Here is a 14,673-nt window from a genome sequence, read left to right on the forward strand (position 1 = left end):
CACGAAAAAACGGGGACACTGTCCCCGTTTTTGCATTTCAGGATCGACCAACTTGCGTTACCTCGCTTCCCTGCTTCTGTCCGCCCTCAGCCTTGCCGCCCACGCCGACCCGGCCAGCGAGCGCAAGGCACTGTTCTTCGGTCGTGATGACCGGGTGGCGATCAGTGCACCCTACCCGGCGCCGTATGCGGCAATCGGCCAGCTGGAAACCCGCGCCGCCAGCACCTGTACCGCAACGCTGGTCGCGCCCGATCTGGCCGTCACCGCAGCCCACTGCTTCCTGATGGACAAGGGCAAGATCGACCCCGGCCAGTGGTTCAAGGCCGGTTTCCACAAAGGCAAGTATCAGGCCCGCTATCGCGTCGTCGACCAGGTTTTCCACCCGAAATTCCGGGCCGGCCTCGTCTACAAGGGCGACGATGTCTACATCGAGCCATCCGCCGCACGCTATGACATCGCCTGGATCAAGCTCGAGCGCGCCGATGGCGCCGCACCGGCCCCGATCCCGCTGTTCAAGGGCGACCGGCAGACGCTGACCACCGCGCTGAAGGACGCAGCCTATCGCGCCACGCAGGCAGGATTTGCCGAAGATCACGACGACATCCTGACCGCGCATCAGGGCTGCCAGATCACCAAGTTCCGCAGCAACAATACGCTCTACCACCGTTGCGACACGCTGTCCGGGGACTCGGGTTCGCCGCTGTTCATCGACACGCAATACGGCCCGCAGCTGATCGCGGTGCAAAGCTCGGCCCCGGACTGGTTCAACCGCAAGAAGGCCGACAACGTGGCCGTCACCGTCCTGCAGTTGCCGGAACGCCCCTAGACTGGCGCATCCGGCGGCGGTGCTTTACGCGCCCCCTCCCCGCTTGGCCTCGCTCGCCGGCCGGGTCGCTCCGCGACGTTTTCGGTACAATCGGTTGAATCGTATTCAAATCAAGCGAGCGGATCCGAGGCAAGGAACCCGGCGCGCAGCAACCGGAATGGACTGCAAGTCCATGAAGATTGCGGGCACCGAGGCACGCCGCACCGGATTCGCGCAGCCGCTTTGCTGATCGGAGTTTGTCGCGATGGATATCAAGCAATACATGCAGGATGTGGGCCGCAACGCCCGCGCCGCCAGCCGTGCCATGGCCAAGGCCAGCACCGGCGCCAAGAATGCCGCGCTGAATGCGATCGCCGATGCCGTCATCCGCGATACCAGCGCGCTGCTGGCCGCCAATGCGCAGGACATGGATCAGGCGCGTGCCGACGGTCTTGATGCCGCCTTGCTCGACCGGCTGCAACTGACCGACAAGACCATCGCGACCATGGCCGAAGGCCTGCGGCAGATCGCCACGCTGCCCGATCCGATCGGCAATATGGGCGACTTCAAGTACCGGCCGTCCGGCATCCAGGTCGGCAAGATGCGCGTGCCGCTCGGCGTGATCGGCATCATCTACGAAGCCCGTCCGAACGTCACCGCCGACGCCGCCGGCTTGTGCATCAAGTCCGGCAACGCGACGATCCTGCGCGGCGGCCGCGAGGCGTTCCACTGCAATCAGGCCATCGCCAAGCTGGTCAAGGAAGGCCTGGAAGTGGCCGGCCTGCCGGCCGCAGCGGTACAGATCATCGAGACGCCGGATCGTGCCGCCGTGGGCGAGCTGATCACGATGACCGAGTTCGTCGACGTGATCGTGCCGCGTGGCGGCAAGAGCCTGATCGCGCGGATCACCGCCGATGCCCGCGTCCCGGTGATCAAGCACCTCGACGGCATCTGCCACGTCTACATCGACGACGAAGCCGATCCGGAAAAGGCCATCCGTATCGCCGACAACGCCAAGACGCACCGCTACGCACCGTGCAATACGATGGAAACGCTGCTGGTCAACGCCACCGTCGCCGAACTGATCCTGCCGCCGCTGGCCGAGATCTACCGCGCCAAGGGCGTCGAGCTGCGTGGCTGCCCGGCGACGCGCGACATCCTGCCGGACGCGATTGCCGCCACCGAGGAAGACTGGCGCACCGAATACCTCGCACCGATCCTGTCGATCAGGGTCGTGGCCGATCTGGACGCAGCGATCGACCATATCAACACCTACGGCTCGCACCACACCGATGCGATCGTTACCGAGAACTACACCAAGTCGCGGCGCTTCCTGCGCGAGGTCGACTCGGCGTCGGTGATGGTCAACGCCTCGACGCGTTTTGCCGACGGCTTCGAGTACGGCCTCGGCGCCGAGATCGGCATCTCGACCGACAAGATCCACGCCCGCGGCCCGGTCGGCCTCGAAGGGCTGACCAGCGAGAAGTGGATCGTGCTCGGCGACGGCGAAATCCGCGCCTGAACCAGCACAACGCACCGGCCCGCCTTGCAGCGGGCCGTTTGCATTGAAGACACAATGAACACACTCGGCATTTACGGCGGCAGTTTCGATCCGGTCCACAACGGTCACCTTGCATTCGCACGCTGCCTGCGAGACACCTTTGCACTGCCCGAAGTGAGGCTGATCCCGACCGGTCTGCCCCCGCATCGCACCGCACTGCGCGTTTCGCCGCAACAGCGACTGGACTGGGTCCGGCTGGCGATCGCCGGAGAACCCGGCCTCGCCGTCGACGACCGCGAAGTGCGGCGTGAAGGCTACAGTTATACGATCGACACGCTGACCGCGCTGCAGGCCGAATACCCAGAGACATTGCTGGTGTGGCTGATCGGCGCCGATTCGCTCGCCGGGCTGGCTGGCTGGCACCGCTGGCGCGAGCTGCTCGACCTCGGTCATCTGGTCGTTGCGGCCCGGCCGGGCTTCGCATTCGACCGGTTATCCGCCGAAATCAGCCGTGAATATGCCAAGCGGCTGGTAACAGCCGCACCCGAAACGCTGGCTCGCGGTAAAATCAGCCAATTACCGAGTCCGCTGACGACGATTTCGTCGACCGAGCTGCGCGAAAAACTCGCGCGCGGCGAGAATGTATCGGCCCTGACGCCGATCGCCGACGAACTCTCCGCCAGCGGCCTCTACCGGACTACACCCTAGGAAGAACATGAACGAACTGACCCAAGCGATGCGCGACGTGGCCGTTGCGGCGCTCGAAGACATCAAGGGCAAGGACATCCTCGCCCTCGATACCACCGAACTGACCGAACTCTTCGACTGCATGGTCGTCTGTTCCGGCGATTCGAACCGCCAGGTACGCGCGCTCGCCAACAACGTCGCGGTCGAGCTCAAGGCCAAAGGCTACGATATCGTCGGTACCGAAGGCGAAGAAAGCGGCGACTGGGTACTGGTCGACGCCGGCGAACTGGTCGTGCACGTGATGCTGCCGGCAGTGCGCGATTACTACGATCTGGAACAGCTGTGGGGCGGCCAGAAGCCGACCTTCAACCCGCTCGGCAAGAGCTGGACCGCGGTCTGACTGCTGCAGCAGCATCCCCCGAAAAGCCCGGCCCAGCCGGGCTTTTTGCTGCCTGCTGTCAGCGCAAGGGGATGGAGAACGCTTCCCATATCCTTATAACCAGGCAATCTTTCTGCGCTGGTTTTATTACGGTAGATTCGGCCTTATTCCGTATTGTCCCGGCCCGTTGCGGGCCCGCCGTGGAGCACCATGAACCTTGTAAGTGAAGCGAGGCTGACTCACCTCAAGCAACTCGAAGCCGAGTCGATCCACATCATCCGCGAAGTCGCGGCCGAGTTCGACAACCCGGTGATGCTGTACTCGATCGGCAAGGACAGCGCGGTGATGCTGCATCTGGCCAAGAAGGCCTTCGCGCCGGGCAAACCGCCGTTCCCGCTGATGCACGTCGACACGACTTGGAAGTTCCGCGACATGTACGCGCTGCGCGACAAGCAGAAGGCCGAGGGCTGGAACCTGATCACCCACGTGAACGAGGAAGGCGTGAAGGCCGGCATCAACCCGTTCACCGCCGGCAGCGCCAAGCACACCGACGTGATGAAGACCGAGGGCCTGAAGCAGGCGCTGAACAAGTACGGCTTCGATGCCGCCTTCGGTGGCGCGCGTCGCGACGAGGAAAAAAGCCGCGCCAAGGAGCGCGTCTACAGCTTCCGCGACAAGAACCACCGCTGGGATCCGAAGAACCAGCGCCCCGAGCTGTGGAACATCTACAACTCGCGCATCGACAAGGGCGAATCGATCCGGGTGTTTCCGATCTCGAACTGGACCGAACTCGACATCTGGCAATACATCTATCTCGAGAACATCGAGATCGTCCCGCTGTACTACTCGGCCGAGCGTGAAGTAGTCGACTACAACGGCACGCTAGTGATGATCGACGACGAACGCATCCTGCAGTACCTGACGCCGGAACAGAAGGCGACGATCCGCAAGGAATGGGTACGCTTCCGCACGCTGGGCTGTTACCCGCTGACCGGCGCCGTGGTCTCGAAGGCGCAGACCTTGCCGGAAATCATCCAGGAAATGCTGCTGACCACCACGTCCGAACGCCAGGGCCGCGCCATCGACCACGATAGTGCCGGGTCGATGGAAAAGAAGAAAATGGAAGGCTATTTCTGAGCGGGGCCGTGCCGATGTTTGTCATTCTGGTTGAATACCTGCGGCCGCTGGATGAGATCGACGCGCTGGTGCCTGCGCACCGGGCCTTCCTCAAGACCCAGTACGATGCCGGCATCTTCCTGCTCTCGGGGCCGCAAGTGCCGCGCACCGGCGGGGTGATCCTCGCCCGTGGCCTGAACCGTGAAGCGCTCGAGGCGCTGACGCGGCAGGACCCGTTCCATCAGGCCGGCGCCGCACGCTACCAGATCATCGAATTCGCGCCCAACCTGTCCGCCGACGCCCTTTCCTTCCTGCGCGCCTGAGCCGCGGGATACCACTGGATCACACCATGTCCCACCAATCCGACCTGATCGCCAGCGACATCCTCGCTTACCTGAAGCAGCACGAGAACAAGGATCTGCTGCGTTTCATCACCTGCGGCAACGTCGACGACGGCAAATCGACGCTGATCGGCCGGCTACTGCACGATTCGAAACTGATCTTCGAAGACCATCTGGCCGCAATCAAGAAAGACAGCCAGAAGTACAACACCACCGACGAAGAGATCGATCTGGCACTGCTGGTCGACGGCCTGCAGGCCGAGCGCGAGCAGGGCATCACCATCGACGTCGCATATCGCTACTTCAGCACCGAAAAGCGCAAGTTCATCATCGCCGACTGCCCGGGCCACGAGCAGTACACCCGCAATATGGCGACCGGCGCATCGACCAGCGACCTTGCCATCATCCTGATCGATGCCCGCTACGGTGTGCAGACGCAGACGCGCCGCCACAGCTTCATCGTCTCGCTGCTCGGCATCAAGCACGTCATTGTTGCGGTCAACAAGATGGACCTGGTCGATTTCTCCGAAGCACGCTTCAACGAAATCAAGACCGACTACCTGAAGTTCGCCGAAGAACTGGCCATCGACGACATCCGCTTCGTGCCGATCTCGGCGCTGAAGGGCGACAACGTCGTCAACGCCTCGACCCGCGCACCGTGGTACGACGGCGCCACGCTGATGGGTCTGCTGGAAAGCGTCCAGGTCAGCAAGAACGCCAAACTCGACGCCTTCCGCCTGCCGGTGCAGTACGTCAACCGCCCCAACCTCGACTTCCGCGGCTTCTGCGGCACCATCGCCGCCGGCCATGTCGTACCGGGCGATGAAGTCGTCGCACTGCCCTCCGGCAAGACATCGAAGGTCAAAGCCATCGTCACCTTCGAGGGCGAACAGCCCGCCGCCTTCGCCGGCCAGGCGATCACACTGACGCTCGAAGACGAAATCGACGTCAGCCGTGGCGATCTGCTGGTACGCGCACAGGATGCGCAACCGCAAGTCGCCTCGGCGTTCAGCGCCCACATCGTGTGGATGAACGAAGCACCGCTGCTCGTCGGCAAGGAATACCAGTTCAAGCTCGCCGGCAAGAGCGTCTACGGCCGCGTCAGCCAGATTACTCACCGGATCGACGTCAACACGCTGGCGCAGACCGCCACCGATGCGCTGCAACTGAACGAAATTGCCCTCGTCACCCTCGAAACCAGCGCCCCGGTCGTCTTCGACCCCTACACCGCCTGCCGCGGCACCGGCTCGTTCATCATCATCGACCGGCTGTCCAACGCGACAGCGGGAGCCGGGATGATTGTCGAAGCAGCCGAATCCAAGGGCATCAGCAGCGATGCCGATGAGCTGGCAAGGTTGCGGGCGTTCGAGGTGGAGTTGAATGCGCTTGTGCGGAAGCATTTTCCGCACTGGGGAGTGAATGCCATTCAAGGGCTTTCAAAGTAAAGCATCGTTTCGAAACAAAAAGGCCATCCCTTCGGATGGCCTTTTTTGAAAAATCACATCAAATCGATAACCGGTTTATATGCCGGATACATTTCCAACGCCTTGGACATAAATCTCGGATTAGTCTGTTTAAGTACGTCAATCCACTGTTTTGCTTTTATTAAATCTCCCGACGCATAATCAATCATCGCCATTTTAAGCATCAAGAGCGGAAACGGCCTGAACTGCCACAATTGCAGTAACAGCACCTCCTTTTGCTCGCCGAACAAATTGTCAGCAACCAGATAATTGCTTAATGCCACATCCGACATGTAGTGCAACATCGGATGCATTCCTGCTTTACTCAGCTCACGTGTGGCGGCGATACGCTGGGCAGTTTCCTGAGGCGGAGTAAAATACTTCTCGAGCTTGCCCATCGCCAGCCACGCCCCGCCCCAAAACATCAAAACGAAAACCAGGAAAAAGAATGCCCATTGCCGATTGCTACCAAATGAAACAGTAGTACAACGGGATTGATCGACAAGACCCCATAAAAGGCAAAACGGCATCAAGAAAACCGTATACCACAACGGAAACTCGAGCAAGCTGTGGATCAGCACAGCGCCACTCAGAAATGCAACGAATGCGAACGCCGGATCATTTCTATTTTTCCAGATCGATCCCGCCACAGGAATCAGCATCGCCGTTACACACATCAATCCAGCAATTCCATATTCTGCCAGCACTTGCAGAATGAAATTGTGGCAATGACTAGTGACCCCTTCGTCGATGGTGACCGGAAACTGCCCATTGGACACTTGCTGCCATTGCTGAAAACCGTAATGCCCAAGTCCCCAGCCGAACCAGGGTTTCTCGGTAATCAGCATCCAAGCCTGGTGCCAATACTGTAGGCGTACGTTATGCGCACCTCCGATCTCCGTTCGTGCCAATGCATTGGCATTAGACCAGCCCATTTCAGCCACAAGCCACTGGCCACAAAATACACTCAGTCCAAACAACGCAATCCCACCCCAGATTTTCCGGTTAGCAGGCTGAAGTCGCATCAGCAAAACTGCCATCAAAATCCAGGCAGACAAGATCAGCAACATCGTTCGTGATGTGGTCAGTGACAGCGCCACCGCCATCGGCAATGCCAGCAAAAGGGCAACAAAGCCCGCAATTTTTTTGCGTAGCAATAACCAGAAAATGGATGCTGCACCAAACAATACGAAACTGGCAAAATTGTTGGCTTGCGCAAAATGGCCATTCACGATGCCCTGGCTTTGGTAAACCCAACCATCAAGCCACGCCGGCACGCCGGCAAACTGGATTATCCCGGCCGCTGCATTGCTAAGCGCACCGCAAACTGTTCCCAACGCAAATGCATCAAGGATGACCTCGCGCTGCGAAGCCAGATTTCGCCCGGCAATCCACATCAGCGCGGCCATTGCCATGACAATGGCCGCAGCGGCTCGCAGGTAATCATCACCTCGCCAGAGAGTCAAAAGGATCAGTCCGAGCCATCCGGACACTGCTGCTATCGGTAACGCAAGGCGCTTGTGCTTGAACAAAACCCAGACGACAAGCAAGCACGCAAGAAAGCCGGCCCAGCCATCGGCCGGCATCTCGCCGAGAAAAATCCCCGTAGGGACGGTCAGCAATAAAAACACAAGTAAAGTATTGACGATATGCAGCATGACTGGCTTTCGGACAGTAACAGTGGAAATAGAAAGTGCCCCAATTGGGGCACTTTCTACGATTCAAAGACCGATATGCTTGTTACTTGCAGAGCTTGGCAGTGATACAAGTACTATTGGAAGCAACAGCCCACTTCACGCCAGTGGCCGAGCTGAACTGCGGCTCTAGGATGTAGTTTTCACCGCTCAGGCCGTCTTGGGGCGTAGTAGACGAGCCCACAGCAGTAGCGGTAATCTTGCCATCAGCAGTCGAAATCGACTGCACGTACTTGCCAACTGCTGCAACCGTAGCCGAACCACCGGTGGTGTCGGCAGGAATTTCATTGCTGCCGCCGTCGCATGCATTGACGTCATTCGTATCGTTAATGCAAAGCTCGACGGCCGTCTTGATGGCCTGCGTCGATTGCATCACTTCGGTGAACTTCGCTTTCTTGGTGTAGTTCTGGTACGACGGAATCGCCACCGCAGCCAGAATACCGATGATCGCCACAACGATCATCAATTCGATCAGGGTGAAGCCCTGTTGCATCTTTTTCATTTGCTCTTCTCCAACTTCTTTGAAGGGATAGCCTGGGTGGCCACTTCACGCAGCCACTCGGCGCGTGCCAGTACATAAGCAAATGCTGTGCCAGCGGCTGGCACTTCGCACATTTCAGTACGCGGGCCTTGGTCCTAGGCCCGGTTTTCCGTATAATCCAGCCCGTTGCCGTTGTAGCTCAGTCGGTAGAGCAACTGATTCGTAATCAGTAGGTCGAGTGTTCGATTCACTTCAACGGCACCAAGTACATAAAAGGCCCGCAGCGATGCGGGCCTTTTGCTTTGCTGGCATCCCTAGCGCCTCAGCAAGTGACGCAAAACGTCACCTTGCTGACGCATGCCGTCGTGGCCGCCCATGCTGCGTCCAAAAACAAAGCCCGCAATCGCGGGCTTTGTGTCGACCGGGCGATCTGAAACGCCGTCAGACAGCCAGACCCGCCGGCTTGTGACCGGTGAGCAGGTAGTCCATCAATTCCTTCACCGGGCGGATGGCGCTGCCGAAGGGCAGGTTTTCCGAGCCGCGGAAGAACAGGCCCTGGTTGACCTCGCCGCGCACGGCGGCGGCGAGCTTGAGGTCGATGCAGAACTGGCCGATCTTGGCGAGACCGTCGCGGAAGCCGCAGACCGACAGGCAGTTCAGCGACTGGGTGCAGCGGCGCGGGTCGGCCTTGGCGTTGGCCTGGGCCTTGGCTTCCATCTTCAGGTACTTGGCGAGCCACGGCGTCTTCACGGCGCGGGCCGGCAGACCGGCGACCGACATGAATTCGACCACGTCGCTCTTCTGCGCACCGGCCAGCACGTTCTTGAAGTTGATGTGGGCGTCGCCTTCCTCGGTGACGGCAAACGCGGTGCCGAGCTGGACGGCGTTGGCGCCGCAGCCGAGCAGGTGCGCCACCTTGGCGTGGCTGTTGATACCGCCGGCGACGATCAGCGGGATCGGGTCGATTTCCAGTTTGGCGAACAGTTCATGTGTTTCGGCCAGCACGCGTTCGAATTCGAATTTTTCGTCATGCACGCCTTCGATCGTTGCCGCGCCGAGGTGGCCACCGGCATGGGCCGGATGTTCGATGACGATGGCGTCGGGCAGCTTGCCCTTTTTCATCCAGCGCTTGAGCACGACGTTGATGCCGCGGCTGTCCGACAGGATCGGGATCAGCGCCACGTTCGGGTGGTCGGCGGTCATCTCGGGCAGGTCGAGCGGCAGGCCGGCGCCCATGACGATGGCGTCAGCGCCGGATTCGCACGCCTGGCGTACGTATTGCGCATGAATGTCGACCGCCTTCATCACGTTGACGGCGACCATGCCGCGCCCCTGCGCGGTGTCCTTGGCCATGCGGATTTCGCGGTCGAGCGCGGTCAGGTTCAGCGCGTCGAGCGTGGCCTGGTCCTTGGTCGCTTCGCTTTGCGCCAGCAGATCCGGGTGGTGGTGACGAAGGTCGACCGATGCGATCGTACCGACGCCGCCCTCGGAGGCGACGGCGCCCGCGAGCTTGTGTGCCGAAACACCGACGCCCATGCCGCCCTGAACAATGGGCAGGAGCGTCTTTCCTTTGATAATCAGTGGTTTGAATTGATGTGCAAGCATGCCTGTATCCTAAATGGGTATGTTTGGGGTCGAGCCCTTTTTTTGGTGATGCAAGTTTGCGCTGGGACCTGGAAAGCGGCCTTGATCTGCATCAAGGCGCTCAGGACAGGGGCATGCGATGGCACGATTCACGCTCTGCATGCAAAGAAAAACCGGCCTCGCGGCCGGCTTTTCCTTGTGATTGCCCGTTGGTCGGGCAATCCGGGCTCAGGCGAGGTCGAAGCGGTCCGCGTTCATCACTTTGGTCCACGCGGCGACGAAATCGCGGACGAACTTCGTCTGCACATCGCTCGATGCATAGACCTCGGCCAGTGCGCGCAGCTGCGAGTTGGAGCCGAACACCAGATCGACCCGGGTCGCAGTCCACTTCGGGGCGCCGGTCCTGCGGTCGCGGCCTTCGAACACGTCGGCGGCCTCCGACACCGGCGTCCACACCGTGCCCATGTCGAGCAGGTTGACGAAGAAGTCGTTGCTCAGCGTGCCGACGCGCTCGGTGAACACGCCGTGCTTGCTGTCGCCGGCGTTGGCACCGAGCACCCGCAGCCCACCGATCAGCACCGTCATCTCCGGCGCGGTCAGCGTCAGCAGCTGGGCCTTGTCGATCAGCAGCTCCTCGGCCGATACGCTGAATTGCGCTTTCAGATAGTTGCGGAAACCGTCGGCCACCGGTTCGAGCGGCGCGAAGTTGGCGACATCGGTCTGTTCCTGCGACGCATCGGCACGTCCGGGCGAGAACGGCACGCTCACCGCTTGACCAGCGGCCTTGGCCGCCTGCTCGATCCCGGCACAGCCGGCCAGCACGATCAGGTCGGCCAGCGACACCTGCTTGCCGCCGGCCTGATTGAACGCCTGCCGGATGCCTTCGAGCGTCTGCAGCACCTTGGCCAGTTGCGCCGGCTGGTTGACCGCCCAGTCCTTCTGCGGTGCCAGCCGGATGCGCGCACCGTTGGCGCCGCCGCGCATGTCCGAACCGCGGAACGTCGACGCCGACGCCCAGGCCGTCGACACCAGCTCCGCAACCGACAAGCCCGACGCCAGTACCTTGGCCTTGAGCGCGGCGATATCCGCATCGTCGATCAGCGGGCCCTTGGCCGCCGGAATCGGGTCCTGCCACAGCAGCTCTTCGGCCGGCACTTCCGGGCCGAGATAGCGGGCGCGCGGCCCCATGTCGCGGTGGGTGAGCTTGAACCAGGCGCGGGCAAAGGCGTCGGCGAACTGGTCCGGGTTCTCCATGAAGCGGCGGGAGATCTTCTCGTACGCCGGATCGAAACGCAGCGACAGGTCGGTGGTCAGCATCGTCGGCACGCGTTTCTTCGACGAATCGAACGGATCCGGAATCGTCGCGCCGGCACCCTTGGCGGTCCACTGGTGCGCGCCAGCCGGACTCTTGGTCAGCTCCCATTCGTAGCCGAACAGGTTCCAGAAGAAGTTGTTGCTCCATTTGGTCGGCGTCGTCGTCCAGACGACTTCAAGGCCGCTGCCGATCGCATCGGCGCCCTTGCCGCTGCCGAAGCTGTTGTGCCAGCCCAGCCCCTGCGCTTCGAGGGCGGCAGCTTCGGGTTCGGCGCCGACGTGCGAAGCCGGGCCGGCGCCGTGGGTCTTGCCGAAGGTGTGGCCACCGGCGATCAGCGCGACGGTTTCCTCATCGTCCATCGCCATCCGGGCAAAGGTTTCGCGGATGTCGCGGGCCGCGGCCACCGGATCCGGGTTGCCGTTCGGGCCTTCCGGGTTCACGTAGATCAGCCCCATCTGTACCGCACCCAGCGGGTTTTCCAGATCGCGGTCGCCGCTGTAGCGCTTGTCGTCGAGCCAGGTTTTCTCGGCGCCCCAGTAGATGTCCTCGTCCGGCTCCCACACGTCGACACGGCCGCCGCCGAAACCGAAGGTCTTGAAACCCATGGTTTCCAGCGCGACGTTGCCGGCCAGCACCATCAGGTCGGCCCACGAAATCTGCTTGCCGTACTTCTGCTTGACCGGCCACAGCAGCCGGCGCGCCTTGTCGAGATTGACGTTGTCCGGCCAGCTGTTCAGCGGTGCGAAACGCTGGGTGCCGTGACCGGCGCCACCGCGGCCGTCGCCGACGCGATAGGTACCGGCACTGTGCCAGGCCATGCGGACCATCAGGCCACCGTAATGGCCGTAGTCGGCCGGCCACCAGTCCTGCGAATCGGTCATCAGCGCGGCGAGATCCTGCTTGAGCGCCTGATAGTCGAGCTGCTTGAAGGCCTCGGCATAGTTGAACGCAGGGTCCATCGGGTCGGACAAGGACGAATGCTGGTGCAGGATGCCGAGATTGAGCTGGTTGGGCCACCAGTCACGGTTCGACGGACCGCCGGTTCCCAGTCGGGTCTGCGCGCCGTGCATGAACGGGCACTGGCCCTGTGTGTTGACACTGCTAGTCATCATCTTTCTCCAACGGTTGCACTGATGGAATGAACGCCGCCACGGGTTGCCGGCCCATGGCGTGAAAGAGGCGCTCGCGGTTTGAACTGCGCCGTCGGCGCAGTTGTGCGCCGGGGCTGGCGGTCCGGTGGATCGGCTATGCCGGTAGACGGTCAAGGGAGCCGATCGAAGGTTTGGCCTGAACCGGCACCATCGCTGGCTGCCTTGTGCCTGACCGGGCCGGCCCCCGGTTGGATCGGATACGGGCCGACCGGTTCAGTACCAGCCGCTGTAGTGGGCCCACAGGTCGACCCATTCGATCAATCGTTTCATCGTGTGCTCCTTGTCAGGAACTGACCCTGATTATTGTCAACAGCCATGGCTTGTTGAAATAGAATATTCATTCGCTATGGATAGCCAGCCGCTATCCCTCTGTGTGTTAGTCGATGCGCCCGGCGCGGACAAGCACGGCCAGCAGGTATGATGGAAAGACCCTTCCCTGCTATCCGCCAGCCACCACGCCGATGTCGCCGCGCACTCTCCTCATTCGCCTGCTCCCCGGTCTGCCCGAACTCGTGCACTACCCTCGCCGGCACTGGCGCGCCGACGTCCAGGCCGGGTTGTCGGTCGCCGCGGTCGCACTGCCGGTCGGCGTCGCCTACGCCCAGCTCGCCGGTTTCAGCCCCATCGTCGGGCTGTACAGCACCATCCTGCCGATGATCGTCTACGCACTGATGGGCTCGTCACGCCAGCTCGTCGTCGGCCCGGACGCGGCGACCTGCGCGATGATCGCCGCAACGCTGATGCCGCTGGCTGCGCCCGGCAGCGAGGCATACATGGGACTGGCGGTCAGCCTGACGCTGATGGCCGGGCTGTTCTGCATGCTCGCCAGCCGCTTCCGGCTCGGCTTTCTTGCCGACTTCCTGTCTCGTCCGATCCTCGCGGGCCTGCTCAACGGCGTGGCAATCAACATCATCATCGGCCAGCTCGGCAAGGTTTCGGGACTGACGCTGACCGGCAAGGACGTGATCGGCCAGCTGCTGTCGCTGCTCGAACAGCTCGGCCGCATCCACTGGCCTACACTGCTGCTGGCGCTGGCGACGATCGCCGTCTACTTCATCGTCAAATACCGGGTACCGCGCGGACCGGCTGCGCTGGTCGCAATGGCCGGCGCCACGCTGGCGTCGGGCCTGTTCACGCTGTCGCAGTACGGCATCGCCGTGGTCGGGCCGCTGCCGTCGGGGCTGCCGCGGCTGGTCTGGCCGTCGCTGCCGCACGAGGCACTCGGCACGCTGGTACCGGCCGCTGCGGCACTGGCGCTGATTTCGTTCAGCAGCGCCATGCTCACCGGTCGCAGCTTTGCCGCGAAGAACGGCTACGACATCGACGCCAACCGCGAATTCATGGCGCTCGGCGCCGCCGACGTCGCCTCGGCACTGAGCCAGGGCTTCGCGATCAGCGGCGCCGATTCGCGTACCGCGGTCAACGACGCCGCCGGCGGCCAGACGCGGATGGTATCGATCGTCGGCGCCGGTGCGCTGCTGCTGGTGCTGCTGGTGCTGACCAAGCCGCTGGCCGTGCTGCCGATCGCCGCGCTCGGCGCGATCCTGATCGCATCGGCGATCGGGCTGATGGACCTGCGCGGGTTGATCGCACTGCGCCGCTACAGCCGCGCCGAATTCAACATCGCGCTGGCGACGCTGAGCGGCGTCGTCATCATCGGCGTGATGCCGGGCATCCTGATGGCGGTCGGGCTGGCGCTGCTGCGCTTCCTCGCCCAGGTCGCCCGGCCGAGCGACCAGCTGTTCGGCCGGATCGGCGACCGCGACGGCTTTTACGAGCTGGCCCACTACCCGGAAGCGAAACCGGTACCGGGGCTGCTGATCTACCGCTTCGAATCGCCGCTGACCTTCTTCAATGCCGACTTCTTCCGCCAGCGACTGCAGGCGCTGGTGCACGAGCAGCAGCCACGCTGGGTCGTCATCGATGCGGTGTCGATCGGCGATGTCGACCTGACCGGGGCGATGGCGGTGCGCTCACTGCAGAAGCAGCTGGCCGAACACGGCATCGTGCTGGCACTGGCCGGCCGCACCGCGCAGATGCTCGAATGGCTGCGCCAGCGCGGCATCGCGGTCGAAAGTACCGGCATCCGCTTCTATCCGTCGCGGCACGCGGCGCTGGCGGCGTATTGCGCCGAAACCGGCTGCAGCGCCTGAACG

General features: G+C 62.2%; 12 protein-coding genes and 1 tRNA gene. 9 read left to right on the plus strand and 4 right to left on the minus strand.

The features are described 5' to 3' along the window. The first annotated feature begins 52 nt into the window (after nucleotides 1-52). From JMJ54_RS17460 to cysN, 7 genes are all read left to right on the plus strand, one after another. Nucleotides 53-826, plus strand: coding sequence for a trypsin-like serine peptidase (locus JMJ54_RS17460; RefSeq protein WP_203539843.1), 774 nt, complete (start codon nucleotides 53-55; stop codon nucleotides 824-826). A 244-nt stretch (nucleotides 827-1,070) separates the two neighbouring features. After that, nucleotides 1,071-2,327: a glutamate-5-semialdehyde dehydrogenase gene (locus tag JMJ54_RS17465; protein ID WP_203539844.1), complete on the plus strand. Its 1,257-nt coding sequence runs from the start codon at nucleotides 1,071-1,073 to the stop codon at nucleotides 2,325-2,327. 54 nt (nucleotides 2,328-2,381) lie between these two features. After that, nucleotides 2,382-3,014, plus strand: a complete 633-nt coding sequence (gene nadD / locus JMJ54_RS17470; RefSeq protein WP_203539845.1) for a nicotinate-nucleotide adenylyltransferase — start codon at nucleotides 2,382-2,384, stop codon at nucleotides 3,012-3,014. Nucleotides 3,015-3,021: 7 nt separating this feature from the next. Continuing rightward, the gene (gene rsfS, locus JMJ54_RS17475; protein ID WP_203539846.1) at nucleotides 3,022-3,393 is read left to right on the plus strand and encodes a ribosome silencing factor; all 372 of its coding nucleotides are present in this window, start codon (nucleotides 3,022-3,024) and stop codon (nucleotides 3,391-3,393) included. Nucleotides 3,394-3,582: 189 nt separating this feature from the next. Beyond that, complete coding sequence (gene cysD, locus JMJ54_RS17480; protein ID WP_189460886.1) at nucleotides 3,583-4,509, plus strand: sulfate adenylyltransferase subunit CysD; 927 nt, start codon at nucleotides 3,583-3,585, stop codon at nucleotides 4,507-4,509. Between the two features lie 14 nt (nucleotides 4,510-4,523). Beyond that, nucleotides 4,524-4,811, plus strand: coding sequence for a YciI family protein (locus JMJ54_RS17485; RefSeq protein WP_203539847.1), 288 nt, complete (start codon nucleotides 4,524-4,526; stop codon nucleotides 4,809-4,811). Nucleotides 4,812-4,837: 26 nt separating this feature from the next. After that, entirely contained in the window at nucleotides 4,838-6,274 is a 1,437-nt protein-coding gene (gene cysN, locus JMJ54_RS17490) for a sulfate adenylyltransferase subunit CysN (RefSeq protein ID WP_203539848.1), read from the plus strand. Nucleotides 6,275-6,327: 53 nt separating this feature from the next. Here cysN and JMJ54_RS17495 read toward each other — a convergent pair whose 3' ends face one another. Together JMJ54_RS17495 and JMJ54_RS17500 are read right to left on the minus strand one after the other, a co-directional pair. Next, complete coding sequence (locus JMJ54_RS17495) at nucleotides 6,328-7,950, minus strand: PglL family O-oligosaccharyltransferase (RefSeq protein WP_203539849.1); 1,623 nt, start codon at nucleotides 7,948-7,950, stop codon at nucleotides 6,328-6,330. 82 nt (nucleotides 7,951-8,032) lie between these two features. Beyond that, nucleotides 8,033-8,488, minus strand: coding sequence for a pilin (locus JMJ54_RS17500; RefSeq protein ID WP_203539850.1), 456 nt, complete (start codon nucleotides 8,486-8,488; stop codon nucleotides 8,033-8,035). 167 nt (nucleotides 8,489-8,655) lie between these two features. Here JMJ54_RS17500 and JMJ54_RS17505 point away from each other — a divergent pair. After that, nucleotides 8,656-8,731, plus strand: a tRNA-Thr gene (locus JMJ54_RS17505). A 177-nt stretch (nucleotides 8,732-8,908) separates the two neighbouring features. On the opposite strand, the gene JMJ54_RS17510 is transcribed toward JMJ54_RS17505, so the two are convergent. Together JMJ54_RS17510 and katG are read right to left on the minus strand one after the other, a co-directional pair. Continuing rightward, on the minus strand, nucleotides 8,909-10,072 hold the full coding sequence (locus JMJ54_RS17510) for an NAD(P)H-dependent flavin oxidoreductase (protein WP_203539851.1): 1,164 nt from the start codon (nucleotides 10,070-10,072) through the stop codon (nucleotides 8,909-8,911). Nucleotides 10,073-10,279: 207 nt separating this feature from the next. Beyond that, nucleotides 10,280-12,478 (minus strand): catalase/peroxidase HPI, encoded by a 2,199-nt coding sequence (katG, locus tag JMJ54_RS17515; protein WP_203539852.1) that lies wholly within the window; start codon nucleotides 12,476-12,478, stop codon nucleotides 10,280-10,282. Between the two features lie 500 nt (nucleotides 12,479-12,978). Here katG and JMJ54_RS17520 point away from each other — a divergent pair, with 500 nt between their 5' ends. After that, a complete protein-coding gene (locus tag JMJ54_RS17520) occupies nucleotides 12,979-14,670 on the plus strand; it encodes a SulP family inorganic anion transporter (protein ID WP_203539853.1) in 1,692 nt (563 codons plus the stop codon). Nucleotides 14,671-14,673 lie beyond the last annotated feature (3 nt).

The organism is Jeongeupia naejangsanensis (genome assembly GCF_016865585.1).
Classification (GTDB): domain Bacteria; phylum Pseudomonadota; class Gammaproteobacteria; order Burkholderiales; family Chitinibacteraceae; genus Jeongeupia; species Jeongeupia naejangsanensis.